Here is a 26,338-nt window from a genome sequence, read left to right on the forward strand (position 1 = left end):
TCCCAATTATACAAAAAAGACTGTCGACAAAAACGATTTTCATCGAATTTGTCGACAGTCTGAGCCAACCAGCTTTAAACTGGTTGGCTTTTCACCCGGTTATTGCAATTTATAGGAACAACGCGGCCAGCGCTGATCTCTCATCTTGAGTAAGGGGAACGAGCGGCAGCCTGACAGACCCTACATCAAGCCCTTTTAGCTGCAGGGCCGTTTTGACAGGCGCGGGGCTTGGGGCGGCAAACAGGCCGAGCATCAGCGGCAGAATCTTCTGATGCTGTTTTGCTGCGGATTGATAATCGCCAGTAAAGAAGGCCTCAATCATCTTCTGTATCTCATTTCCGATTACATGGGACGCGACGGAAACAATCCCGGCTCCACCGATTGACAATACCGGCAGGGTAAGGGCATCGTCGCCGCTGTATAATAGAAAGTCATCAGGAGTTTCAGCAATGATTTTTGTCATTGCATTCAAATCCCCGCTGGCTTCCTTTACAGCCACAATATTGGGAATTTCAGCAAGGCGGATGACGGTTTCGGCCTGAATGTTGGCGGCTGCCCTCCCAGGGATGTTATAAATCATGACCGGCAGGGATGTACTGCTGGCGACAGCCTTGAAATGCTGGTAAAGCCCTTCCTGGTTAGGCTTGTTGTAATACGGCGCGACAAGCATGATTGCGTCGACACCGAGCTGCTCTGCTTTTCTGGTTAGCTCAATGGTTGCGTAGGTGTCATTGCTGCCTGTGCCTGCAACGACAGGAACGCGGCCATTTGCTGCCCGTACCGTGTGCTGGAATAAGGCAAGCTTTTCTTCTTTAGAAAGAGTCGGAGATTCGCCAGTTGTGCCTGCAACAACAAGTGAATCCGTTCCATTTTCGATTAAGTGGTTTACAAGCTGGGCGGTTTTTGAAAAGTCAATATGCCCTTTGTTATCAAAGGGAGTGACCATTGCCGTTGCCACTCGGCCAAATTGAACCATACTCCCAATCCTCCTGTTATAAAAAATAAGGTATCATTTTGTATTTAGACTGGTGTCTATCTCCAGCGCCTAGCCAGTTTTCATCCTGAATAATCTTCTTAGAGTATCTTGCGAGAAGCGTTAGCTTTGAGCAGCTCGAGCCGTAAGCCGCCGTCCTTTTTAGAAATCGGGATTTCCTTCAGGAGCCCTCTTACGCCTGTCGGGGTCTTACAGGATGTAAAGGGTTGACGCGTTGGGCACAGGACGTGCCCGTCTTCAGCGTCAACTCAGGCGCTTCCGCTTTTCTATATTCCATACTCATACTTTTCCTGTTCTAACTGAAAGGCGTCGTGCAGGGCGTTCACCGCTTTAACCAGGTCGGATTCTTTTACAAGCACCCAGATGGTAGTATGGCTGTCCGCGGATTGCAAAATGCGGATGCCTTTTTCCGATAATGCAGTAACGATTTTGGATGTGACCCCCGGAACGCCGGCCATCCCGGCGCCCACTACAGACACCTTTGCACATTTCCTTTCTATATCAGGACTATGGCCGAGCTCTGCCAAAACAGCAAGCGCCTTGTCCGACATGCCATCCGCAACCGTATAGACGACGCCATTCGGGGAAATATTGATAAAATCGACGCTGATGTTTTCATTGGCCATTGCCTTGAATACTTCTGACTGCAGGTTATACTGGTCTTTTTTCGCGAATACCTTGATTTGGCTGACGTGCGAAACATGGGCAATGCCGGTCACCGGCCGTTCCCTGATATCACTGCCTCGTTTCTCCCTGTCGATCGAGGTAACGAGTGTCCCTGGACTGTCAGAATAAGTGGACCTGATCCGGATTGGAACCTTTGCCTGCATGGCAATTTCCACAGCGCGGGGATGAATGACTTTCGCACCCTGGTATGCCATGTTGCAGACCTCAGTATACGTCACAACTGATAATGGCCTGGCATTTTCCGCAATTCTCGGATCTGCTGTCATAATTCCTTCAACGTCTGTAAAAATATCGATCCATTCCGCATTCAGGGCAGCACCGAGTGCAGCCGCGGAAGTATCGCTCCCGCCCCGGCCGATGGTCGTGATGTCTCCATTTTTGGCAGCCCCCTGGAATCCGGCCACTACAATGACATCCCTTTCCTCCAGTTCTTTCAGAAGCCTGTCGCATCTCATATCGAGAATCTTGGCATTTGTATGTTCACTGTTTGTCCTGAATCCTGCCTGGGCACCTGTCAGTGCCGCTGCATTGATCCCATTTTCAAGCAGCATATTCGCAAACACCGCACTGGAAATAACCTCTCCGCATGACAGCAGGAGGTCATGCTCCCGTTTGCTCAGCTTGCTGGAATTTCCGCCAACTAAAGACAGGAGGGTATCTGTAGCGTAAGGGTCGCCCTTCCGGCCCATCGCCGAAACGACGACGACTACCTTATACCCTTCACTGATGGCTTTTTGGATATGTTTTTTTGCATGTTCACGGCTGCTTTCGTCACGCACAGAAGTGCCGCCGAATTTTTGAACGATAATTTTCATGAAACACCTCTAACGAGTCTGACTAATGAATCATTATTTTGTGATAATTCCGAGCTGGATGAGGCTTTCGGCAATCTGGACCGAATTCCAGGCTGCACCCTTTAACAGGTTATCTGATACGACCCACATATGAAATCCGCGGTCATTGTCGAGATCCTTCCGGATACGGCCGACAAAAACGTCATTTTTGCCGACACTATATGCTGGCATAGGATAAATCTGCTGGGCCGGATCGTCCTGGAGGATAACTCCTGGTGCATCCTTTAACAATGCTTTAATTTGATCGGCACTTACGCCGCTCTCCTGGATTTCAAAATAAACCGATTCAGAATGGCCTGTGCCAACGGGAAGGCGGACGCATGTGGCCGCGACCTGCAGTTCAGGCATATGCATGATTTTTTTCGTTTCGTTGATCATTTTCATCTCTTCATACGTAAAACCATTTTCCACAAATTTGTCGATTTGCGGTATCGCATTGAAGGCGATTTGATAATGCTTTTCATCTGATTTTACTGGAAGGATTTGCGGTTCAATTTTTTCACCGTTCAAAATGGCCTGTGTTTGCTGTGTCAGTTCATCAACAGCAGCTGCACCGGCACCTGAGACAGCCTGATAAGTCGAAACAATGACTTTATTAAGCCCATACAGCTTCCTGATCGGTTCCAGGGCAACAACCATCTGTATCGTTGAACAGTTTGGATTTGCAATGATACCGCCATGACCATGAAGATCCGCGGCATTCACTTCAGGAACTACAAGCGGTATATTTTCATCCATGCGAAAAGCACTTGTGTTGTCTACAACGACTGCTCCTCGTTTGGCTGCTTCAGGAGCCAGTTCCTTTGAAACGCTCCCTCCGGCGCTGAAAAGGGCAATATCGACTCCTTCAAAGCTTTCAGGCTTTGCTTCCTGGACAGTATATTCTGTTCCTTTAAAGGATACAGATTTGCCCGCAGAACGCGCTGAGGATAGCAGTGTTAATTTTGAAATAGGAAAATCACGGTTTTCTAATGTTTTGATCATTTGTTGGCCAACAGCCCCTGTTGCTCCCACAACAGCTACATGGAAACCATGGATATGTTGCATGCCAGTTTCCCCTTCCGGTCTAATTTTTTTCCTGTGCCGGCAGTGCCGGTTCGGTCTGTATAAGTATCAGGCGGAGGAAACAAAAAAAGAATCCCTGCCGCCATTTTGATAATATCATTTATTTTATCATAATCATGAGACAAGGAAAGAAACATTTTGCTTATGTGGGAGAAAAGGAACCGTTTTAGTGCCCGTCGCGGTACCGTTCAACCAGTACGGGCTGGTATTGTTTTCCGTTCATTGCAGATACAACAGTTTCCCTTAAATCCGTCATCCGTGCAACCATGGAATTTGGTTTCTTTTCTGGATCGTCCTGGCCGAAGGGGATGAAGTAGACATTTTTTGTCGACATCAGCCTCATTAGATTGACACCGTTCAATCCTAGCGCATCATTTGTTGATATGCCAAGGACGACCGGCTTCAGGTTCCTGAGGGTTGCTTTTGCAGCCATCAAAACCGGAGAATCATTCATTGCATTCGCAAATTTGCTCATCGACACGCCTGTCATCGGTGCAATGACCATACAGTCGAGAGGAATTTTCGGCCCGAGCGGTTCGGCTTTTACAATTGAATCGATTACTTTATTTCCGGTCAGTTCTTCAATTCTCTGGATCCAGTCTTCGCCTTTTCCAAATCTCGTGTCAGTATTTTTTACTGTGAAGCTCACGACGGGCAAAACTTCCGCCCCTTCATTCACAAGCTTTTCTATCTCCGGAAAAACGGCGTCATACGTACAATGGGATCCAGTCAGGCCAAATCCGATTTTTTTTCCTTTTAAGCTCACGTAGCTTTCCCCTTTCGTTTGTCCAAATCATCAAGAAGCAGCTGAGAAAGAACATTGGCCAGAATCTGCCCGGCTGTTTTCGGGGCCACAATTCCGGGAAGTCCAGGTGCGAGCAAAGCTTTTATTCCGCGTTTTTCAGCATATCTGAAATCAGTGCCGCCCGGTTTGGAAGCCAGGTCTATAATGAGGGTATGGGCAGGCATCTTGGAAATGACAGAAGCGCTTACGACGGGATGGGGGATGGTGTTTATGCAAATGTCTGTGTCCCTGACTGAATGTTCAAGGTCATGTAAATGGAACGGGGCCAGCCCCATCTCGGTGATTCTGGCAATATGCTCACTTTTTCGCGCTCCAACCTTTACGTTTGCACCCAGTGCATGGAATGTCCTGGCAACACTCATTCCTACCCGGCCGAGCCCGAGTACCACGACATTTGAACCGTGGATTGTAAAGTCTGTGTGCTGTATCGCCATCATGATCGTGCCCTCTACCGTCGGAATGGAATTATAAATGGCAACATCGTCCCGCTCAAACAGCTGAACAAGGCGCCGGTTGGCGTGTTTTGTCATGGCTGTTAAATGTGAATTGCTGATACCTGAGTAAATCGTGCAGTGCTGTGGTGTGTTCTGGAGCAGCTCCTTGGTGAGGACTACTTTTTCATTTGAAAAAATCGTTTCGACCTGCCCCTCGAGACTGGTACCCGGAACCGGCAGTATAATGGCGTCCAGGCTTGTGAAATCCACATCATCTATTTTCTCTTTCGCCGCTCCTGTAAAGGCATGGTCCAATTGCTCAAAGCCAATCAAAGAAAGCTTAGCATCCAGCTCTGTAAGCTTGCGTATAATCTCCAGCTGTCTTGCATCACCGCCCATTACGGCGATTTGCATTCCTGTCAGCATGAGTACTTCACCTTCTTTTTTCGATTATCCATACTGAGAATGTTACTGCGAATTACTTAAACATCATATGTATCATTAGGCGATTCGGTGAGTTTTCCCAATAAAAGACATGAAAATTGCTTAGTTTGCCTACAGTTGCAACGTTCCCTCAATAAACAAAAATAGGACTGGCGCCCGCCAGTCCTAACCACTTACTCATTTTCCGGTATATCAATGATGATCATGTCATTGCCGATCTTTTTGATGTGCCGCCATGGGACCCTTACTTCTCCGCCTTGCTTCTTCAGCCCAAACCACTTCAACGCAGGTATGATCAACGCCTCAATCTGGCCGGTGCTTTCATTGATTTCCAGATCCGTCTGCCCAAGCACCCCAAGACGCTCAGCCCTTTTAACATCGACAATTTCCTTTCCTCCCAGTTCGCTTAACTTCATCTTTGCCCTCCTGTGCTTTGTCCTTACTATATATGTATCAGCAAGGGGGCTGTTTTAGAATCAAATTGCCGAACTGTTTTGTACCGCATTAAATAAAAAAACAGCCTTGTTTGCACAGGCTGTTCTGCTTGTTTAACTATTTGGGAGCTCTCCATCAGGGCTGATCAGTGCAGTGGAATATTTGTCGGTAAAAATGCTGTTTGCCAATCCATCCACACTTTCCTTCGTCACCTGGTCTATTTGCTCGACAATTTCATCAAGCGAGCGGTGGCGTCCCAGCATCAATTCATTTTTCCCGTTCCTGCTCATACGGCTGTTGGTGCTCTCCAGGCTGAGCATCAAGCTGCCTTTAAGCTGTTCTTTGCTGTTGTTCAATTCCTTAGCGGTGATCCCTTCGTCGCGGAGCTTGCCGAGTGTTTCCTCGATTGTTTCATATAGCACGTCCAACTGTTTGGCGCCTGTCCCTCCATAAATCGTCACAATCCCGCTGTCAAGATATGCTGAATGATAGGAAAATACAGAATAAGCCAGGCCCCGCTGCTCCCTTACCTCTTGGAACAAGCGGCTGCTCATGCTTCCGCCGAGGATGTTATTCAAAACGATCAGGCTGTAAACGTCTTTATGCCCGATCTGAAGGCCTTCAAAGCCAAGACAAAGATGGGCCTGTTCCGTCTCCTTTTGGCGGGAGATGCGGCTCGCATTGAACACGGGCTTCTCTATGTCCCTGTGGTTTTTCCCGCCCTCGTAAGACCCGAATAATTTTTCAACATTGCTGATGAATGCCTCGGAAATGTTTCCGGCAATCGAAACCACGACATTTTCAGGGGTATAATTATCATGCATGTATTGATTCAGCGTCTCACCCGAGAATGTATCCAATGTTTTTTCCGATCCCAGGATAGGATAGCCAAGCGGGTGGTCATCATATATCGCCTGGCTTAACAAATCGTGTACAATATCGTCTGGCGTATCTTCGTACATCTTAATTTCTTCATAGACGACATTTTTCTCCTTGTTAAGCTCTTCGGCCACAAATGTGGAGTTAAAAAACATATCCGAAAGAATCTCAAGCGCAAACTGAGCGTGAGTATCCAATACCTTTGCGTAGTAGCAGGTGTACTCTTTTGACGTAAAAGCGTTTACCTGGCCGCCGATGCTGTCGAAAGATTCGGCAATTTCCCTTGCCGTCCTTGTCTTGGTCCCCTTAAAAAACATATGCTCCAGGAAATGAGAAATCCCGTTGTTCTCAGGGTTTTCATTTCTTGAACCTGTTCCAATCCAAACACCGATCGCTACCGACCGGACAGTCGGAATTTGTTCAAGGACGATTCTTACTCCGTTTTGGCATGTATATTTCTTAATCAATTAAACTCCTCCTCTGGAACAACTGCTGAAAACTAATTATGCCTGCAATAAAATAGTATATGCCATTTTTGTTACTTTTTCCAAACTGACGATCGATTTTTCACTTTTTTGTCAGGATCCGCTCCTCGCTCAGGTTTTCTGAAACGGTCCCAAGCTCGATATTTTTGCTTTTTATGTTGCGGATCAATTGGTCAAGTGAATTTGCTGTCGATTCAGTTGGATGCATTAAAATTAGTGCCCCATTGTGAATCCTGGAGGTGACGCGCTCGATCAGCTTTTCGGGCGCTGGCTTTTGCCAATCTATTGTATCTATGCTCCACATAACGGTGCCCAGCTTATGGGCAGCGGCAATTTTGACTACTTCATCTTTATAGCTTCCGCTTGGAGGAGCGAACCAGCGGCAAGTGACACCGGTCGTTGCCGAAATCACGGCGTTCGTTTTTACGATCTGTTCATTTATTTCAGCCGGTGACAGTTGTTTCATGTCCGGATGTGAATACGAATGGTTGCCGATCTCGTGCCCCGCGTCAACAATCATCTTTGCCAGGTCCGGATTTTTCTTTACCCAGTTGCCCTCAAGGAAAAAACTGGCTGAAACATGGTGCTTCTTAAGTGTGGCAAGCATCCCGGACAGGTATTCGTTGCCCCAGGCAACGTTGATGATAAAGCTAGCCATCGGCTTATCCGGATGGCCTCTGTAAACCGCCTCCGGAGGAAGGTCACGGAGGAGGACCTCCGGGACAGTCTGTTTAAAAATGAGCTTTTCCTCTGAAAATTTGCCTGTCTGCTTCATTTTTTTATATGACTGTTTAATGTCTATTTTCAGTCCGTTATAGCCTGGCATCGCTTTCCAGACACGATCTATTTTGGCGTTTGAAGCAGGGACCTCATACTCAGCCGCTTTCATCTCTATTTCCCTCATTAGGTTATCTTCATGCACGGAAACAACAGCAGCTTCATTTTTTATCCCAGCCAGATATTTTGTAGACCACGGATTATTGACTAAAACCCACGCTGTTAAACAAATGATGGCAAACGTATTCAACTTTCTCATTATCCAGCCTCCTTCATTAAAAAATATGTGAAGGAGGGACAAGGTAGAACGAAAGGCAATTTGCAGCCGTGAAAAATCAGAGAAAGCCAGGGCACCCCCTGGCTTTCTCTCGGAATAATGATTTATCCTTGTGCTTTTTCGGCTTTTTCGCGCTGTTCTTTTAATACAGCCTTGCGGGACAGGTTGACACGTCCCTGCTTATCGATTTCTGTGACTTTTACAAGCAATTCGTCACCAAGCTTCAAGACATCTTCAACCTTTCCGACGCGTTCTTCAGCGAGCTCGGAAATGTGGACCAGGCCGTCTTTGCCTGGGAATATTTCGACGAAGGCGCCGAATTTTTCGATCCGTCTCACCTTGCCCAGGTACAGCTGGCCAACTTCGACTTCCCGGACGATATCCTCGATGATTTTCTTTGCCTTCTGGTTCATTTCTTCATTTATTGAAGCAATAAAAACGGTGCCATCCTGTTCAATGTCAATCTTGACGCCAGTTTCTTCAATAATTTTATTGATTTGTTTTCCGCTTGGCCCAATGACATCACGTATTTTATCAGGGTTAATGGACATGGTCAGGATTTTAGGCGCATATTCGGACAGCTGTCCACGCGGCTCTGACAGTGTATTCAGCATCGATTCAAGGATCTGCATCCGGCCCTTTTTGGCTTGCTGCAATGCTTCTTCTAAAATCTCACGGGACAAGCCTTCAATCTTTATATCCATTTGCAGCGCTGTAACCCCTTTGGAGGTTCCGGCAACTTTAAAGTCCATGTCGCCGAGATGGTCTTCCATGCCTTGAATATCGGTAAGGATTGAATAATGCTCACCTGATTTGACGAGTCCCATTGCAATACCTGCAACAGGGGCCTTGATCGGAACACCAGCATCCATCATCGCCAGCGTACTTGCGCAAATACTCGCCTGGGATGTTGAACCGTTCGATTCCAGCACTTCCGATACAAGACGGATCGTGTAAGGGAAATCCTTTTCTGAAGGAATGACTGGCTCCAACGCCCTTTCCCCAAGAGCTCCGTGCCCGATTTCACGGCGTCCGGGCCCGCGGATCGGACCTGTTTCCCCGACTGAAAACTGCGGGAAGTTATAGTGGTGCATAAATCGCTTTTCTTCTTCGATGCCGAGCCCGTCCAAAATTTGCACATCACCCATTGCTCCAAGTGTACAAATGCTGAGTGCCTGGGTTTGTCCCCTTGTAAACAACCCGGAGCCGTGTGTGCGTGCCAATAAGCCTACCTCGGATGACAGCGGGCGGATTTCATCCAGTTTTCGTCCATCCGGGCGGATTTTATCTTCGGTGATCAGACGGCGAACCTCGCCCTTAACGATTTTGTCAAGGATCTGTTTCACCTGTTTTAGACCGTCTTCTTCAGCCTGCTGTTCTTCAAATTTGGCGATTACACTGTTTTTGACTTCCTTGATCGCTTCTTCGCGGGCATGCTTCTCTTTCACCTGGATGGCAGAAAGCATGTCCTGCTCACACATTTCGCGGATTTCAGCCTCAAGGTCTTTATCCAACTCATATAGCGTTATTTCCCTTTTTGCTTTGCCAACCTTGTCGGCAACTTCCTCCTGGAAAGCAATCAGGCGCTTGATTTCATCATGGCCGAACATGATCGCCTCGAGCATCACTTCCTCAGGAACTTCATTCGCCCCCGCTTCAACCATGTTGATCGCATCTTTTGTACCGGCGACAGTCAGATGCATATCGCTTTTTTCTGTTTCATCCACAGAAGGGTTGATCACAAATTTGCCATCGATACGTCCGACTACGACACCGGCAATCGGGCCTTCAAATGGAATGTCAGACACAGAAAGTGCGAGTGACGATCCAAACATAGCAGCCATTTCAGGCGGGCAGTCCTGGTCAACACTCATGACGATGCTGATGACCTGCACATCGTTGCGGAAGCCGTCAGCGAACAGCGGGCGGATCGGCCGGTCGATTAAACGGCTCGCCAGAATCGCTTTTTCACTTGGGCGCCCTTCTCTTTTAATAAAGCCGCCGGGGATTTTTCCGACTGCGTAAAGCCTTTCCTCATAATTCACTGTCAGCGGAAAGAAATCGACATTTTTAGGTTCTTTTGAAGCCGTTGCTGTACTCAGTACTGCTGTATCGCCGTAACGGACCATGACAGCACCGTTTGCCTGTTTGGCAAGCTGCCCTACTTCAACGGTCAGCTTCCGCCCGGCCCAGTCTATGGAAAAACTTTGTTTTTCATGTTCCATTCTTTTATTGCCCCTCTCTGCCTTAAATCTATATGGACTCGTTTTTATTAATAGTATGTACACAAACCCCTGTCCTTAAAAGAAGGAGTCGATATGTGGGCGCAAATTGTTTTGTGCATATTAAAAAAGCGGGAAAAATCCCGCTTCTGCTGATTATCGACGTAAACCAAGCTTGTTGATTAATTCACGGTAACGTGAAACGTCTTTGTTGCGCAGGTAAGTCAAAAGATTACGACGTTTACCTACCATTTTTAAAAGACCGCGACGTGAATGGTGGTCTTTCTTATGAACGCGCAAGTGATCGTTCAAATTGTTGATTTCTTCAGTAAGGACAGCGATTTGAACCTCAGGTGAGCCAGTGTCACTATCGTGAGTTTTGTACTCATTGATTAGTTCGTTTTTACGTTCTTTTGTGATTGCCATCCGTTTTCACCTCCTGATTATAGATCCCCTGTTACCGAGCAAGCGTCGGTGACTCGACTTGCCAAGCAAAGGTTCCTTTTCGGTACGTTAATAAGAATACATCTTTTCATGGCAAAAAGCAAGCCTAAGCCTTGTTTTTTTGAAAGTACAGCAGTGCATTTTGTTTGTCTTTTTCGATCTGGCTGACAAGCTGCTGGATCCCTTCAAACTTCTGTTCCTGACGGAGATGCAGGTGCCATTCAACCGTGACATGGTCACCGTAAATATCACTGACGAAATCAAAGATATGAACCTCGACAGATGGCACCTCTGGCCTTTCATCTTTGAACGTCGGCTTATACCCGACGTTGCAGACCCCTTCATGCCAAGTGCTGCGATGCTTGATTTTTACGGCATAAACCCCGAGGGGCGGGAAAATGTATTCTACATCAGTCTCAATATTTGCGGTGGGAAATCCGATCGTTCTTCCGCGCTTATCACCATGGACAACCTTGCCCCTGGTCGTATAGAACCGGCCCAGCAAAGATGGGATTCTGTCCATCTCACCCTTTTTCAGGCAGGACCTGATCAAAGTTGAACTGACCTTTTCTCCTTCGGATGAAAGCTTGGGTACCACTGTGAAATCAAAACCGCCGCGGGAATGGAACGGGAGAGTTTCCATTGTGCCTTTTCCCAGTCTGCCATATGTAAAATCGAACCCGGCTACGACATGTTTGACATTCAATCCCAAAATATATTGATCTGCAAATTCCTGCGGCAGCAGCGCCGCGAATTCAGGCGTGAAATGGACTACAAATAAATAATCAACACCCAGGTCTTCAATCAACTGGATCTTGTCCTTCAAGGGCGTAATATATTGCACTTTTTGTTCACTTTTCCCGAGGACAACGGACGGGTGTGGATCAAAAGTCATAACTGCGCTCTTTAGCCCCAATTTTTGAGCTGCTGATTTTGCTTCATTAATGACCTTCTGGTGCCCAAGATGGACGCCGTCGAAATAACCGAGCGCCATGGCAAAAGCGGGCAAATCCTCAACGCATGAGAGAGGATGCTCTAATCTGATCAATTGCACGATGATACTCACCTTTTCTAGTAAAGCCTCATTTATAAAACAACGATATATATAAATTATTGCTGTTGCGATTCGTTCCTCAATACTTTGTCAGGCTTGATGCAGCCTGGTTTGCGCGGGTGTTTCCTGTAAATCGCCAATGCAATCCCAGTGTTGGTCCCGACGACGATCGGTCCGTCGACATCCGCGAGTTGTGGCGGAATTTCCAGAATCGCCCCGTTTTTTACTTTCTCTGCTACTGTATCACTTATTTGATATTTCGGCAAATAAGAAATCCCTTCTTCAAGCGGCCTCAAAACGGCAGAAACACCATGTTCGGCAGCCAATTTTTCAACCTGTTCAAGTGTGACACAGTCTTCCAAAGTAAATGATGCAGATTGTATTCTTGTCAGGTGAGACATATGGGCGGGGTATCCCAGCCTGTCGCCGATCATGACGGCAAGCGTCCGAATATAGGTGCCTTTGCTGCACGACACACGGAACCGGAATGAAATTGTCTCCCCTTCAAACAACTCCCGGCCGTCGAGCAATTCGATTGAATAGATGTTGACTTTTCTGGTTGGCCGTTCTACTTCGATCCCCTGTCGCGCATATTCATACAGCCTTTTACCATTCACCTTGACAGCTGAAAACATCGGGGGTGTCTGCTCAATTTCACCCAGGAGGGAATTCAGCACAGCCTCGATTTCAGGCCTTGATATCGGGCCCGCCACGGCTTTTTCCGCCACTTTTTCCCCTGAAGCATCTTCTGTTGTGGTTGAAAAGCCTAAGGTTACTTCCCCTTCATAAGCCTTTCCTGCATCAGTAATATATTCTGCCACTTTTGTGGCCCGGCCGATGCAGATCGGCAACACGCCAGTCACGTCGGGATCAAGTGTCCCTGTGTGGCCGACCTTTTTGGTGCGAAGCATTTTTCTCAGTTTAAAAACACAATCATGTGAAGTCATTCCGGCTGGTTTATAGAGCGGCAATATGCCTTCCATAACATCTCACCTTCCAAATAAATCTTATGTACGTGAAAAAAAAGGATAGACACAAGGTCTATCCATTTTATTCCTCTTGTTTTTCCTGTTTTTCCTCTTCATCGTGAATCTGATGAAGCAGCGATTCTATGCGGTTTCCGTAGTCAATCGATTCATCGAATTCGAAAATGATTTCCGGTGTTTTCCGCAGCCTTATTCGCTGGCCAATTTCAGAACGGATAAAGCCTTTTGCTTTAGCCAGTCCTTTTAGCGTGTTTTCCTTTTGCTCATCGCCGCCTAAAACGGATATATAAACCTTTGCTTGTTGCAGATCCCCAGTTACTTGAACATCGGTGACCGTGACAAATCCAATTCGCGGATCTTTGATTTTGCGTCCAATAATGTCACCTAGCTCTTTTTTCATTTGCTCTCCAACACGGTTTGCTCTATGACTCATGGTCTGTCACCTCGTCTGTTAAAGCCATTCTATTTCGGTGATCGTTCGTTCAATTTCCGGAAAAGAATCAATCAGCTTTAAAGCGCTTTGCAGTTCTTTTTCCGCGGAAACCTGGCTGGAAGAAACAGCAGCAATCGCGATCTTCGTGCGCTGCCAGGTGTCCTGGTAATCCACTTCCGCGGCCGAGACATTGTACCTTTGTTTTAAGCGGGTCAAAATTCTCAGCAAAACGGAGCGTTTTTCTTTTAAAGAATGTGCATCATAAATAATACATTCACAGGCGGCTAAGCCTATTACCATTAACGTTCCACTTCTTCCATGATGTATGCTTCAATCACGTCGCCTTCCTTGACGTCGTTGAAGTTTTTAATGGTAATTCCACATTCATAGCCTTGTGAAACTTCTTTTGCATCGTCTTTGAAACGTTTCAGGGCGTCAATTGTTCCTTCAAAGATGACGATTCCGTCACGTATGAGGCGTATGCCGCTGTCACGGGTGATTTTGCCATCAGTCACATAGGATCCGGCAATCGTTCCGATTTTCGACACTTTAAAGGTCTGGCGCACTTCTGCCTGGCCGATTGTTTTTTCTTCGTAAACCGGATCAAGCATCCCTTTCATGGCGGATTCGATTTCTTCGATCACCTTATAGATGATACGGTGAAGGCGGATATCGACTTTTTCGGATTCTGCAGCCCGTTTCGCGTTATTGTCAGGACGTACGTTAAATCCGATGACGATCGCATTCGAAGCTGCTGCAAGGGTAATATCAGATTCGTTGATTGCACCGACTCCGGTGTGGATAATCCTGACATTTACGCCCTCCACATCCAGTTTTTGCAGTGCTGCTGCAACTGCCTCTACTGATCCCTGGACATCGGCTTTAACAATCAGATTTAAATCTTTCATTTCCCCTTGTTTCATGTGTTCAAACAAATTATCGAGGCTGACCCTCGTTTTTTCGCTTCTTTGGGCCTGTAATGCTTGAGTGGCCCTAATTTCCCCAACCTGGCGGGCGGTCTTTTCATCATCAAACACAACGAACCGGTCACCTGCCTGAGGAACATCGTTAAGGCCTGTGATTTCAACAGGAGTTGACGGGCCAGCTTCCTTGACGCGTCGCCCGATGTCATTCACCATTGCACGGACACGTCCAAACGTAGTCCCGACTACAATTGGATCCCCTACTTTAAGAGTGCCGTTTTGGACCAGTAAAGTTGCAACTGAGCCCCGCCCTTTATCCAGCTGTGCCTCAACCACTGTACCGACGGCGTTGCGGGATGGGTTTGCCTTGTATTCCTCCACTTCGCTCACTAGCAAAATCATTTCAAGAAGATTGTCGATTCCCTCACCCTTAAGGGCTGAAATCGGAACAAAGATGGTATCCCCGCCCCAGGCTTCAGGAACAAGGCCATGTTCGGTCAATTCCTGCATGACGCGGTCTGGATTTGCTGCCTCTTTATCCATTTTGTTCACTGCTACAATGATTGGCACATTAGCGGCTTTAGCATGGTTGATTGCTTCGATTGTCTGCGGCATGACGCCGTCATCTGCTGCAACAACCAGAATGGTAATATCCGTGATTTTTGCTCCACGCGCACGCATTGTCGTAAATGCTGCGTGTCCAGGTGTATCAAGGAAAGTGATTTTCTTTTCGTTTTCTACTACCTGGTAAGCCCCGATATGCTGTGTAATTCCGCCGGCTTCCCCTGCAGTCACTTTCGTGTGCCGGATAGAATCAAGCAGAGTTGTTTTACCATGGTCAACGTGTCCCATGATCGTTACGACCGGCGGACGTTCTGCCAGTGTTCCTTCTTCATCAGGTGTGAAGTACACTTCCAGGTCGGACGTGTCAATCCTGATTTCCTCTTCTGCCTCGACGCCATATTCCGCACAAATCAATTCGATGGCGTCTTTATCTAGGTCCTGGTTGATCGTTGCCATGACTCCAAGCATAAACAGCTTCTTAATTATCTCTGATGGTTCCCGGTAAAGCTTTTTGGCAAGCTCTCCAACTGTTAGAGACTCAACGAAGGTAATTTTTTGCGGAAGTTCTTTTTCTTTTTTAATCTGCGGCTGTGTATTCTGAGGCTGATGCTGTTGCTTCCCGCGATTGTTTTGCTGCTTTGATTTGTTATTGTTGCGATTGTTATTATTGCGGTTATTATTGTTGTTACGGTTATTGGAACCGACGCGATTGTTGTTGCTCTGGCCGGATTCATTTCCTGATCTTCCTGCACTGCTCCGGTTGTTTTGCCCCTGGCTCTGAGTTCGCTGACCTTGGCCTGTTTTTTGTCCGGTTTGACCAGCAGGTCTTTGCTGGCTAGTTGCAGGCCTTTGCTGGCCCTGGCCTGATCTCTGTTGATTTTGGCCTGTTCTTTGCTGGTTCTGGCCAGTCCGGTTCTGGTTTTGTCCAGAGCGCTGCTGGCTTTGGCCATTACGGTTCTGTTCCTGTCCTGGCCTTTGCTGGTTTTGCCCGGATCTTGGCTGGCCTTGCCCGGTTCTTGGCTGGCGCTGCTGGTTTTGCCCGGATCTGTTCTGGTCGGCTGCAGGACGCTGCTGGTTTTGCCCGGTTCTGTTCTGGTCGGCTGCAGGACGCTGCTGGTTTTGCCCGGATCTGTTCTGGTCCGCTGCAGGACGCTGCTGGTTTTGTCCAGGCCGCTGATTGTCCCGGACTTGTCTTTGTTGTGGCTGTGCAGGCTGTTTCGTGTTATCCTCTTTTTTATTATAAATCGCATTCAGTTTCTGAACGGTGGCATCCTCCATTGCTGTCATATGGTTGGAAACCTCGATGTTCATATCTTTTAATTTGGCGATCACATCTTTACTTGAAATGTTAAGCTTTTTTGCGTACTCGTAAACGCGTGTTTTACTCATATTTTCACCCCCGCTAGAATTAATCGAGCAACGTCATCAGTTTTTTTGCAAATCCATCATCCAGTATGGCGACGACTACGCGGGCATCTTTCCCAATAGCCTGGCCTAGTTGGTACCGGTTATCGACCTTTTTGTATGGAACCCGATAGGAACTGCATTTATCTGTTATTTTCTTTGTCGTGTTGGCGGACGCGTCCGCGGACAACAAAATGAGTTTTGCCCTGCCGCCCCGAATTTCTTTAACGGCCAGCTCCTCACCTGAAATAATTTTCCGTGCTCGATTGGCTAAGCCAAGCAATGACATCCACTGATTGGTCATCTGGATAGTCGTTTCTCCTTTTCGATAAGCTCCAACAGCTCATCGTATAATGCATCATCTATAGTTACTTCTAAATGGTTAGACAGGATTTTTTTCTTTTTTGCGAGTTCCACAGCTTCCTTGTCCTTGGAAAGATAGGCGCCCCGGCCTGATTTTTTTCCGGTAAGGTCTATGGAAACTTCCCCTTCTTTGGAGCGGACGATGCGAACGAGTTCTTTTTTAGGCTTCATTTCACCAGTAGCGACACATTTTCGCATTGGAACTTTTTTTCTTGTGTTCACATTCATTCCCCTCTCACCTAGTCCATGTCTTCGTCAAAGTAGTCTTCATCATTTAGCAGGAAGTCGTCTTCCCTTGGGAAAATCCCGGATTCCCGTGCCTCTGACTCTGATTTAATGTCGATCTTCCAGCCAGTCAGCTTTGCCGCCAGCCGCGCATTCTGGCCTCGTTTGCCGATCGCGAGTGACAGTTGGTAATCAGGGACGATGACTGTCGTTGCTTTTTCATCTTCACTCACGATGACATCAAGAACTTTGGATGGACTTAAAGCATTCGCGACGAACACGACTGGATCGTCAGACCATTTGACGATGTCAATTTTTTCACCCTTCAATTCATTGACAATCGCTTGTACCCTTGTGCCCTTGGGGCCTACACAAGAACCAACCGGATCGACTTCAGGGTTATCTGAGTGGACAGAAATTTTTGAACGGTCGCCTGCTTCACGGGCAACGGATTTGATTTCAACTGTTCCGTCATAAATTTCAGGGACTTCTATTTCAAACAACCGCTTCAGCAAACCAGGGTGAGTCCTCGACACGAATATTTGCGGTCCCTTTGTTGTTTTTTCCACTTTTGTGATAAACACTTTAATGCGGTCATGCGGCTTATATTGTTCATTTGGCATTTGCTCGTTTGCCGGGAGGATCGCCTCAATTTTGCCGAGGCTGACATAAATGAATTTAGAATCCTGGCGCTGGACAATGCCTGTCATGATATCCTCTTCACGGTCAATAAATTCGGAATAAATAATTCCCCGCTCAGCTTCGCGGACACGCTGGGTCACTACCTGCTTTGCTGTCTGCGCGGCGATCCGGCCGAAATCCTTGGGGGTAACCTCAAGCTCGACAACGTCTTCCACCTGATAATTAGGATTCAATTTTTTTGCTTCATCAAGATCAATTTCAAGTCTCGGGTCAAAAACCTCCTCGACAACCTCTTTCCTTGCAAACACACGCATTGAACCTGATCCAAGATTAAGGTCGATCCTGACGTTTTGAGCCTGGTTAAAATTTCTTCGATAAGCAGAAATAAGGGCGGCTTCTATGGCCTCAATCAAAATATCCCTGGAAATGCCCTTTTCTTTTTCAAGCAATGTCAGAGCATCCAACAATTCGCTGCTCATGAGATTTGTATCCCCCTTTTTAAGTAGAAAAATATATTTTTTTAAGGCTGTCTCCCGGTTGGCAGGCTACGAAAAAGCAACGGCAAGACGCGCGCTGGCAATTTTTTCGAATGGAATCTCAATTGTCTTTTTGCGGGTCTTGATTGTCACTTCGACTGTTACAGTGTCACCGTCAAAAGCGGTCAGCGTTCCTTCAAAGGCCTTTTCCCCATCAATAGGTTCATATGTTTTGATATAGACATTTTTGCCGACCGCCTTTTGAAAGTCTTTATCTTTCTTCAAAGGCCTCTCAGCACCCGGTGATGACACTTCCAGGAAGTAGTTATGGGGAATCGGGTCAAGCTCATCAAGCTTTTCGCTGAGCTTCTCGCTTACCATCCCGCATTCTTCGATATCAACACCATTGTCTTTATCAATATATATACGGAGGAACCAGCTCTTCCCCTCTTTCACGTACTCCACTTCGACTAGTTCAAGCCCATTTTCAGTTAAAATCGGGGTTACAAGCTCCTCGACAACCTCTGTCACTTTGCTCATCATATCCCTCCTTCGGCTGCGGTGTTATTCCTTGGATTGTTTTCATGTTCCGGCATGCATCATATTCTGGTAAAAAAGTGGCCTACACAACACGAAAGAGTGGGTTTCCCCACTCTCCTCTGCCAAGTTATCCTTAGTATTTCCAATAAAAATATAACATAACCATGTATTTAATGCAAATAGCGAAAAGCAAGGCTGGACATTAAAGACAACAATCCTAAAAAAGTGACAGCTGGTTTTGGTCCGGCATTTCTTCGAGGCAGCCATGGTTTTCGAGATATTCCATGATCGTTTTCGAAACCTTGCCCCGTTGCTGAAGATCTTCTTTTGAAAGGAATTCACCATCCTCGCGCGCTTTAACGATATTGATGGCGGCATTGGTCCCAAGGCCAGGAATCGAGTTGAACGGCGGGATCAATGAGTTTCCGTCAATAATGAATTCAGTCGCACTTGAACGGTATAAATCCACTTTTTTAAAGGAGAAGCCTCGCTCGCACATCTCCAGGGCAAGCTCCAAAACGGTCAAAAGGTTCTTTTCCTTCGGAGATGCATCAAGGCCCTTTGCATTGATCTCATCAATGACCGTCCGGATGCTTTGTGAACCCCTTACCATCGCTTCAACGTCAAAGTCTTCCGCCCTGACTGTAAAATAGGCTGCATAATATAAAAGCGGATGGTGCACTTTGAAATAGGCAATCCTTACTGCCATCAAAACATATGCTGCCGCGTGGGCTTTAGGGAACATGTATTTGATTTTCTTGCAGGAGTCGATATACCATTCCGGTACATTGTTCTTCCTCATTTCCTCTTCCATTTCATCTGTGAGCCCTTTTCCTTTACGGACCGACTCCATGATTTTGAATGCAAAAGATGGTTCAAGCCCCTGATAGATCAAGTACACCATGATGTCGTCCCGGCAGCCAATCACTTCACTCAATGTGCATGTCTTGTTGTAGATCAATTCCTGGGCGTTGCCGAGCCATACATCCGTCCCGTGTGACAGTCCCGAAATCTGGACAAGCTCCGAAAAAGTTGTTGGTTTCGTGTCCTCAAGCATCTGGCGGACGAACCGCGTCCCGAACTCGGGTATGCCAAGTGTCCCAGTTTTACACATAATCTGTTCTTCAGTGACACCGAGCGATTCGGTACCGCTGAAAATTTTCATGACCTCCGGGTCGTCTGTCGGGATGGTCTTAGGGTCAATCCCGCTCAGGTCCTGGAGCATCCGGATGACGGTAGGATCGTCGTGTCCCAGGATATCAAGCTTCAGCAAATTGTCATGGATCGAATGGAAATCAAAATGGGTCGTCTTCCATTCGGACGTATTGCTGTCAGCAGGGAACTGGATCGGCGAGAAGTCATAAATATCCATATAATCCGGTACAACGATAATACCACCAGGATGCTGACCAGTCGTCCTTTTTACGCCGACACATCCCGCGGCAAGCCGGTCAATTTCAGCTCCACGCAATTGCAGGTTGTTGTCCTGCTGGTAGGCTTTCACATATCCATACGCCGTCTTGTCGGCGACCGTGCCGATCGTACCTGCCCTGTAGACATTGTCTTCACCGAACAATACTTTCGTATAGTTGTGGGCGCGCGGCTGGTACTCACCTGAAAAGTTCAAGTCGATATCGGGAACCTTGTCCCCTTTAAAGCCAAGGAATGTTTCAAACGGTATATCATGGCCATCTTTTTTATACTTAGCTCCACAGCCTGGGCAATCCTTGTCCGGCAAGTCGAATCCGGACCCGACCGATCCGTCATTAAAGAATTCAGAATGCTTGCATTTTGGGCAAACATAATGGGGCGGCAGGGGATTGACCTCTGTAATCTCGGTCATTGTGGCAACCAACGATGAGCCGACCGATCCACGAGAACCTACCAGATAGCCGTCATCGAGAGATTTTTTCACGAGCTTGTGGGATATCAGATAGATAACGGCGAATCCGTGCCCGATGATGCTTTTCAGTTCCTTTTCAAGCCGCGCTTCGACGATTTCCGGCAGCGGGTCTCCATAAATCTTCCTTGCCATCTCATAGCTCATCGTCCGCATTTCCTCATCCGCGCCTTCAATTTTAGGCGTGTAAAGATCATCCTTTATCGGCTTGACTGTTTCAATGATATCGGCCATTTTATTGGAATTGGTGACGACAATTTCTTTCGCCTTTTCTTTGCCTAAAAAAGCAAACGCATCGAGCATTTCGTTAGTGGTCCGGAAATGCACATCCGGGAGCTTGTGCCTGTTAAGCGGATTGGCACCTCCCTGGGAGCTGACAAGAATTTTCCGGTAGATTTTATCGTTTTCGTTCAAGTAATGGACATTGCCTGTCGCGACTACCGGCAGGTTTAACTTTTCACCAAGCTGGACAATGTTGCTGATGATTTCTTCGAGCGCTTTTTCATCCCGCACGAGCTCCAGTTCGAGCAAATGGGTATATACCTGTTTCGGATGCACTTCAAGATAGTCATAGAATCTGGCCGTCTCCTCGACCTCTTCAGGAGCTTTTTGCATCATCCCTTCGAATACTTCACCTTTGTCGCAGCCAGAACCGACGAGAAGCCCTTCCCTGTGCTTTTGCAGCACCGAACGCGGGATTCTCGGGACTCTGTAAAAATAATCGATATGAGAAATGGATACTAGCTTGAAAAGGTTCTTCAAGCCGGTTTCATTCTGGGCAAGCAGTGTGCAATGGTAAGGCCTTGCCCGCTGGTATGCTTTCCCCTGGCCCATGTTATCATTGAGCTGGTCATGGTATTCGATCCCTTTTTCACCTGCATCCTTGAGCATCTTCGCCAAAAGATATCCAGTTGCTTCAGCGTCATAAATGGCGCGGTGGTGCTGGGTAAGCTCAATGTCGAATTTTTTGGCGAGCGTGTTCAGGCGGTGATTTTTCATATCGGGATACAGGAAGCGGCCAAGCTCCAATGTATCGATAACAGGGTTTTTCGCCTTGCCAAAGCCAATTTGTTTATACCCTACATTTAAAAAGCCCATATCAAAGGAAGCATTATGCGCAACGAGGACATCGTCGCCAGTCCACTTGTGGAACTTTTGCAGAACCTCTGCCACCTCTGGTGCATTCTCGACCATATCATCAGTAATCCCGGTCAAATTAATGGTGGTCGCTGATAACCGATGATGCGGATTGGCAAAGGATTCAAAGCGGTCGATAATTTCACCGCCCCGCATCTTTACGGCCGCAAGCTCAATGATCGTGTCATAGACTGCGGACAGCCCAGTTGTCTCCACGTCAAATACAACATAGGTATCATCGGCGAGCAGGCGGTGTGCTTCGTTGTAGGCAATCGGCACCCCGTCGTCGACCAGGTTCGCTTCGATACCGTATATGATTTTTATATCATTCTTCTTTCCGGCACTGAACGCTTCAGGAAATGATTGTGCAACGGCATGGTCCGTTATGGCGATCGCCCGATGTCCCCATTTTTTCGCCTGGGCGACGAGTTCACTGACGGATGTAACTGCATCCATCTGGCTCATCGGAGTATGCAGATGCAGTTCTACCCGCTTCTCTCCATCAGGCGCAGTATCCATCCTTTGTTTCGGTTTTAATTCATTGATATCGTTCCCGATCATGACAAGGTCTCGGACAAATGTATCATTTTGGATGCTGCCCCGTACCTTCACCCACATGCCTTTCTTGACACGCTGGAACTGGCTTGCATCTTCTTTGTCCCGGGAGAACATTTTCACCATGATCGAGCTTGTGTAATCGGTGACCTTAAAGGTTAATAGAGTACGTCCGCTCCGCAGTTCCTTCGTTTCCGCATGGAAAACAAAGCCTTCCACCGCAACACGGCGCTCTTCATCCGTAATTTCCTCCAGCTTGCGGAAATCTGCGTCATCCTTGATTGTCAAACCAATGACCAGTGGGCCTTCATGCTGGCCGCCGTCCGGATGGTCTTTTTCGGCCTCTCTCTTCTGCATTTCCACCATCGCCAGCAGCGCGCGTTCCTGGTCTTCCTTCTCTTTCGCCTTGATAAACTCCTGGTACTGCTCGTTTGACCCTTCCGTGCTGACCTCTGTATCGATCACAAGGAGCGGAAACCCGAAACTTTGGTAGATTCCGGCGATATAAGGACCATACTTCCTTTTAATTTGCAGCCCTTCTGTGTCATTGGCCACTTTTAGGAGAAGCTTGTTCCCCTGTACCTGAGGGGTTTGCTCATTTAAAAGCTTGAGGAGGGGCGGGGCGATCCCGTCGATTTCCTGGATGCAGTTTTTCCAGTAACCAAGCACAAGCTCTTCTGTAAAAGCCTGGTCTGCAACCTGGATTGTATAGGCAACACTGGCAATATGGGAGAAAGTCCGCTCAAGCTGGGTTGTGAACATGTTTAACACATTGCAGGGGATAATTCTTTCAAACTGAAAAAAGAAGTGCCATTTCTTCGCCTTCTTCTCTATTAAAACCCTGTCTATCTGTGCATTGTTGAAATGGATCACAAACGCATCTTCTGTTAATTGAAGCTGCTGGAGCAAGAGCTGGAATCTCTCTTTTTTCCCTGAGGAAAGATCGTTCATCATTTTCTCTCCTTCAAAAAGCTTAATCTATTAAATCATGGCCATATGTATTAGTAGGCGTTATGTAGCAAAAGCTATTATAACATAAAAGGATAACGTGTTTGCTTCTTTCATGGCGGAAAAACCGGTGAAATAATTATCCAGCCAAACAATTTTCTTATCATAAAAAGATTCTCTCCATCAAAAAAACGGATCCCCAAAGGAATCCGCCCCACTTTATAACCTGTTCAATAAGTTTTCAATTGTTTCAGCGATTTCATCTTTATGGACTTCCAGCATTTCGCCGGTTTTTCGCACCTTTACTTCGACAATTCCTTCCGGAGCCTTCTTTCCAACCGTAATCCGGATTGGCAGGCCGATCAGGTCTGAGTCGGCAAATTTAACGCCCGCCCTTTCCTGGCGGTCGTCAAACAGGACTTCAAGCCCGGCCCCATGCAAAGATTGATATAATTCTTCAGCCAGCCCTGCCTGTGCTCCGTCCTTCATGTTGACCCCGATCACATGCACCTGGAACGGGGCGATGTTGGCAGGCCAGACCAAACCGTTGTCGTCATTAAATTGTTCAGCCACCGCGGCCAGTGTACGTGACACCCCGATTCCATAGCACCCCATGATCATCGGCTGTGCCTTGCCGTTTTCGTCCAGGAATGTGGCATTCATTGCTTCACTATAGCGGGTACCGAGCTTGAAGACGTGGCCAACCTCAATCCCTTTCGCAAACACGATGGTCCCGTTGCCGTCTGGAGAAGGGTCCCCTTCCTGTATGAAACGAACGTCGGCATAGCGGCTGACTTCAAAGTCACGACCGGGATTTACATTAATCAAATGATAATTTTCTTCATTTGCCCCGCAAACACCATTCACAATTGCTTCAACAGCATGGTCAGCAACGACCTCCACATCTGCCGCACCGACAGGGCCCAAGGATCCGACAGCACAGCCGAGCACGGCCTTTGTTTCCGCTGCGTCGGCCAGTTCAACCGAAGAAGCTGCAAACAGGTTTTTCAGTTTTATATCATTCACTTCATGGTCACCGCGGACGAGGACAAGCACATGGCGTCCATCAATATTGAACAGCAATGATTTAATGCAGTCTTTCGGCTCGACGCCTAAATAGGCAGAAACCTCTTCAATCGTTTTTTTGTTTTCTGTTTTCACTCGTTCAGCAGGCTTTTGCACCTCACTGCTTTTTTCATATTTCGCAATGACTGGGGCCATTTCAATATTGGCAGCATAATCCGATGTGTCTGAATAGGCAATGGTGTCTTCACCGACATCTGAAAGCACCATGAACTCATGGGTATCCTTTCCTCCCATTGCACCGGAATCGGCAATGACCGCCCGGAAGTTCAAGCCGCAGCGCCGGAAGATATTTGAATAAGCCTGGAAAAGCTTCTCATATACTTCATCCAGGCTTTCCTTCGAAGCATGGAATGAGTAGGCATCCTTCATGATGAATTCCCGGCCGCGCAAAAGCCCAAATCGCGGGCGCTTTTCATCACGGAATTTTGTCTGGATTTGATAAAGGGTAAGCGGAAGGCGCTTGTACGATTTTACTTCGTCGCGCACAAGGCTGGTGATGACCTCTTCATGTGTGGCACCCAGGGCAAAATCCCTGTCATGCCGGTCTTTTAACCGCATCAATTCCGGCCCGTATGTATACCATCTGCCCGATTCCTGCCACAGCTCGGCCTGTTGCAGGGCTGGCATGAATAATTCCACTGCCCCGGCATTATTCATTTCTTCCCTGACGATTGCTTCAACTTTTTGTAAAACCTTCCGGCCCAGCGGCATATAGGAATAAACGCCGCTCGCTGTCTGGCGGATAAAACCGGCCCTTAACAGAAGCTGATGGCTCTTGATGTCCGCATCAGCAGGAACCTCGCGGAGAGTAGGAATAAGCGTCATACTTTGTTTCATAGTCAGCACCTCATTTATTTGAAAACGTCTGGCGTTCAGCACCTCAGCCTGTTCGAGGCGCCAAACGCGGAACATCTATCAAAAATCCTTTATCAACATAAAAATCAGCCCCTCCAGGCTAACTGAAGGAGCAGGTTATTTCGATTTAACTACGGCTGTCCCTTTCGCCTTGAGGCTCTCCAACCGCCGAGTTTTTCTTTATAAAAAGAACCGCTGGATGTCGTTCCAGGTCACTACGAGCATGAGCAGCATGAGCAGCGCGAAACCGATAAAATGGACCATGCCCTCTTTATGCCGGTCGATTGGTTTGCCCCTGAGCGCTTCTACTGCGAAGAACATCAGGCGCCCGCCGTCGAGTGCCGGAATCGGCAGCAAATTCATGATTCCGAGGTTGATGCTTAAAATCGCCGCCCACTTCATCAAGTAATACACACCTGATTTTGCCACGGTATCAGTGGATACATAAATGCCGACAGGACCCGAAAGCATGTCGATCGAAAACTGGCCAGTGACCAGCTTGCCGAGCATCGTAAAGATTTCTGCCGTCCAAAAATATGTTTCCTTAAAGCCGTACGTAATCGCTTTGAGAGGCGATTTCTCGACAGGGCTGTACACTCCGATAATCCCGATTTTTTCGCCTTCTATTTCCCTGGTCTCCGGCGTTACCGGTATATCAAGAGACTTGCCGCCACGCTCTACAGAAAACCCGAGTTCTTCTCCAGGGCTTTTCCTGATGATTTCGACTACATCCGACCAGCTGGAAATTTCCGCCCCGTCAATGCTTTGCACGGCATCCCCTTCTTTAAGGCCTGCCTCAAGCGCTGAGCCTTCCGGAGTAAGCTTCCCAAGTACTGGTTCATTTGATGGAATGCCCTGGAACAATGCGAGCAGGATGAACACAACAAGTGCCAGGATGAAATTCATCATCGGCCCTGCAAAAATTGCCATTGTCCGCTGGCCAAGTGTTTTAGAAGCAAACTGCCTGTCATAAGGCGCCACCTGGGTTTCTGTTCCATCCTGGACTAGGACAGCAGTCGGGCTGACTGCGAATGTTTTTAACGACTCGTCGTCATCGCCTTCCTCGAATCCTTTAATGACGAGGGCATGCTCAATATCGGCATGCTCCACTTCAATCACACGGGCTTTAGGATACTTTTCTTTATTGTTGATGATGATTTTATTCACTTTTTCCTGGCCGTCGAATAATAATCCAATCCTGTAGCCAGGCTTGATCTCGATCATTTCCGGGTCTTCCCCGGCCATCCGGACAAACCCGCCTATCGGGAGCAGGCGGATCGTATAGGTTGTTTCGCCTTTTTTATGTGAAAATACTTTTGGTCCAAAGCCTATCGCGAATTCCCTGCATAGAATCCCGGCCCGTTTCGCGAATATGAAATGGCCGAGTTCATGAAAGAACACGAGGGCGCCAAAGATGACAATAAAGGCTATTACAGTACTCAAAT

21 protein-coding genes and 1 pseudogene are annotated in these 26,338 nt (G+C 47.4%); all 22 read right to left on the reverse strand.

What is annotated here, in order from left to right; genetic code table 11:
• Positions 1 to 109 precede the first annotated feature (109 nt).
• The 22 genes and pseudogenes from dapA to rseP all read right to left on the reverse strand — a co-directional run bounded on the left by dapA (position 110) and on the right by rseP (position 26,336).
• Positions 110 to 976, reverse strand: coding sequence for a 4-hydroxy-tetrahydrodipicolinate synthase (gene dapA, locus CVD19_RS06930; RefSeq protein WP_101581129.1), 867 nt, complete (start codon positions 974 to 976; stop codon positions 110 to 112).
• A gap of 284 nt (positions 977 to 1,260) precedes the next feature.
• Positions 1,261 to 2,496 carry an aspartate kinase gene (dapG, locus tag CVD19_RS06935; protein WP_101581130.1) on the reverse strand — a complete coding sequence of 412 codons (1,236 nt, stop codon included), beginning with the start codon at positions 2,494 to 2,496 and terminating at the stop codon, positions 1,261 to 1,263.
• A 33-nt stretch (positions 2,497 to 2,529) separates the two neighbouring features.
• Complete coding sequence (asd, locus tag CVD19_RS06940; protein ID WP_101581131.1) at positions 2,530 to 3,582, reverse strand: aspartate-semialdehyde dehydrogenase; 1,053 nt, start codon at positions 3,580 to 3,582, stop codon at positions 2,530 to 2,532.
• 184 nt (positions 3,583 to 3,766) lie between these two features.
• Positions 3,767 to 4,366 carry a dipicolinate synthase subunit B gene (locus tag CVD19_RS06950; protein ID WP_101581133.1) on the reverse strand — a complete coding sequence of 200 codons (600 nt, stop codon included), beginning with the start codon at positions 4,364 to 4,366 and terminating at the stop codon, positions 3,767 to 3,769.
• Positions 4,363 to 5,265, reverse strand: coding sequence for a dipicolinic acid synthetase subunit A (dpaA, locus tag CVD19_RS06955; RefSeq protein ID WP_101581134.1), 903 nt, complete (start codon positions 5,263 to 5,265; stop codon positions 4,363 to 4,365). The genes CVD19_RS06950 and dpaA overlap by 4 nt, the downstream gene beginning before the upstream one ends.
• A gap of 191 nt (positions 5,266 to 5,456) precedes the next feature.
• Positions 5,457 to 5,699, reverse strand: coding sequence for a YlmC/YmxH family sporulation protein (locus tag CVD19_RS06960; RefSeq protein ID WP_101581135.1), 243 nt, complete (start codon positions 5,697 to 5,699; stop codon positions 5,457 to 5,459).
• Positions 5,700 to 5,831: 132 nt separating this feature from the next.
• Positions 5,832 to 7,064, reverse strand: coding sequence for a M16 family metallopeptidase (locus CVD19_RS06965; protein ID WP_101581136.1), 1,233 nt, complete (start codon positions 7,062 to 7,064; stop codon positions 5,832 to 5,834).
• Between the two features lie 100 nt (positions 7,065 to 7,164).
• Positions 7,165 to 8,118, reverse strand: a complete 954-nt coding sequence (locus tag CVD19_RS06970) for a polysaccharide deacetylase family protein (RefSeq protein ID WP_101581137.1) — start codon at positions 8,116 to 8,118, stop codon at positions 7,165 to 7,167.
• A gap of 122 nt (positions 8,119 to 8,240) precedes the next feature.
• Positions 8,241 to 10,361: a polyribonucleotide nucleotidyltransferase gene (gene pnp, locus CVD19_RS06975; protein WP_101581138.1), complete on the reverse strand. Its 2,121-nt coding sequence runs from the start codon at positions 10,359 to 10,361 to the stop codon at positions 8,241 to 8,243.
• 153 nt (positions 10,362 to 10,514) lie between these two features.
• Entirely contained in the window at positions 10,515 to 10,784 is a 270-nt protein-coding gene (rpsO, locus tag CVD19_RS06980) for a 30S ribosomal protein S15 (protein WP_101581139.1), read from the reverse strand.
• 87 nt (positions 10,785 to 10,871) lie between these two features.
• Positions 10,872 to 11,856, reverse strand: a pseudogene (gene ribF, locus CVD19_RS06985) (bifunctional riboflavin kinase/FAD synthetase).
• 56 nt (positions 11,857 to 11,912) lie between these two features.
• Positions 11,913 to 12,839, reverse strand: coding sequence for a tRNA pseudouridine(55) synthase TruB (truB, locus tag CVD19_RS06990; RefSeq protein WP_101581141.1), 927 nt, complete (start codon positions 12,837 to 12,839; stop codon positions 11,913 to 11,915).
• A gap of 67 nt (positions 12,840 to 12,906) precedes the next feature.
• Entirely contained in the window at positions 12,907 to 13,275 is a 369-nt protein-coding gene (gene rbfA / locus CVD19_RS06995) for a 30S ribosome-binding factor RbfA (RefSeq protein WP_101581142.1), read from the reverse strand.
• Between the two features lie 18 nt (positions 13,276 to 13,293).
• Complete coding sequence (locus CVD19_RS07000; RefSeq protein WP_101581143.1) at positions 13,294 to 13,575, reverse strand: DUF503 domain-containing protein; 282 nt, start codon at positions 13,573 to 13,575, stop codon at positions 13,294 to 13,296.
• Entirely contained in the window at positions 13,575 to 16,151 is a 2,577-nt protein-coding gene (gene infB / locus CVD19_RS07005; RefSeq protein ID WP_101581144.1) for a translation initiation factor IF-2, read from the reverse strand. The genes CVD19_RS07000 and infB overlap by 1 nt, the downstream gene beginning before the upstream one ends.
• Before the next feature lie 19 nt (positions 16,152 to 16,170).
• The gene (locus tag CVD19_RS07010) at positions 16,171 to 16,470 is read right to left on the reverse strand and encodes a YlxQ family RNA-binding protein (protein ID WP_101581145.1); all 300 of its coding nucleotides are present in this window, start codon (positions 16,468 to 16,470) and stop codon (positions 16,171 to 16,173) included.
• Entirely contained in the window at positions 16,467 to 16,751 is a 285-nt protein-coding gene (rnpM, locus tag CVD19_RS07015) for an RNase P modulator RnpM (RefSeq protein ID WP_101581626.1), read from the reverse strand. The genes CVD19_RS07010 and rnpM overlap by 4 nt, the downstream gene beginning before the upstream one ends.
• 17 nt (positions 16,752 to 16,768) lie before the next feature.
• Positions 16,769 to 17,875, reverse strand: coding sequence for a transcription termination factor NusA (gene nusA, locus CVD19_RS07020; RefSeq protein ID WP_101581146.1), 1,107 nt, complete (start codon positions 17,873 to 17,875; stop codon positions 16,769 to 16,771).
• Between the two features lie 66 nt (positions 17,876 to 17,941).
• Entirely contained in the window at positions 17,942 to 18,415 is a 474-nt protein-coding gene (rimP, locus tag CVD19_RS07025; protein WP_180953548.1) for a ribosome maturation factor RimP, read from the reverse strand.
• A 214-nt stretch (positions 18,416 to 18,629) separates the two neighbouring features.
• The gene (locus CVD19_RS07030; protein WP_101581148.1) at positions 18,630 to 22,955 is read right to left on the reverse strand and encodes a PolC-type DNA polymerase III; all 4,326 of its coding nucleotides are present in this window, start codon (positions 22,953 to 22,955) and stop codon (positions 18,630 to 18,632) included.
• A 216-nt stretch (positions 22,956 to 23,171) separates the two neighbouring features.
• A complete protein-coding gene (locus tag CVD19_RS07035) occupies positions 23,172 to 24,875 on the reverse strand; it encodes a proline--tRNA ligase (RefSeq protein WP_101581627.1) in 1,704 nt (567 codons plus the stop codon).
• A 198-nt stretch (positions 24,876 to 25,073) separates the two neighbouring features.
• The gene (gene rseP / locus CVD19_RS07040) at positions 25,074 to 26,336 is read right to left on the reverse strand and encodes an RIP metalloprotease RseP (protein ID WP_101581149.1); all 1,263 of its coding nucleotides are present in this window, start codon (positions 26,334 to 26,336) and stop codon (positions 25,074 to 25,076) included.
• Positions 26,337 to 26,338 lie beyond the last annotated feature (2 nt).

The sequence above is a fragment of the Bacillus sp. T33-2 genome (assembly GCF_002860205.1).
GTDB lineage: Bacteria > Bacillota > Bacilli > Bacillales > Cytobacillaceae > T33-2.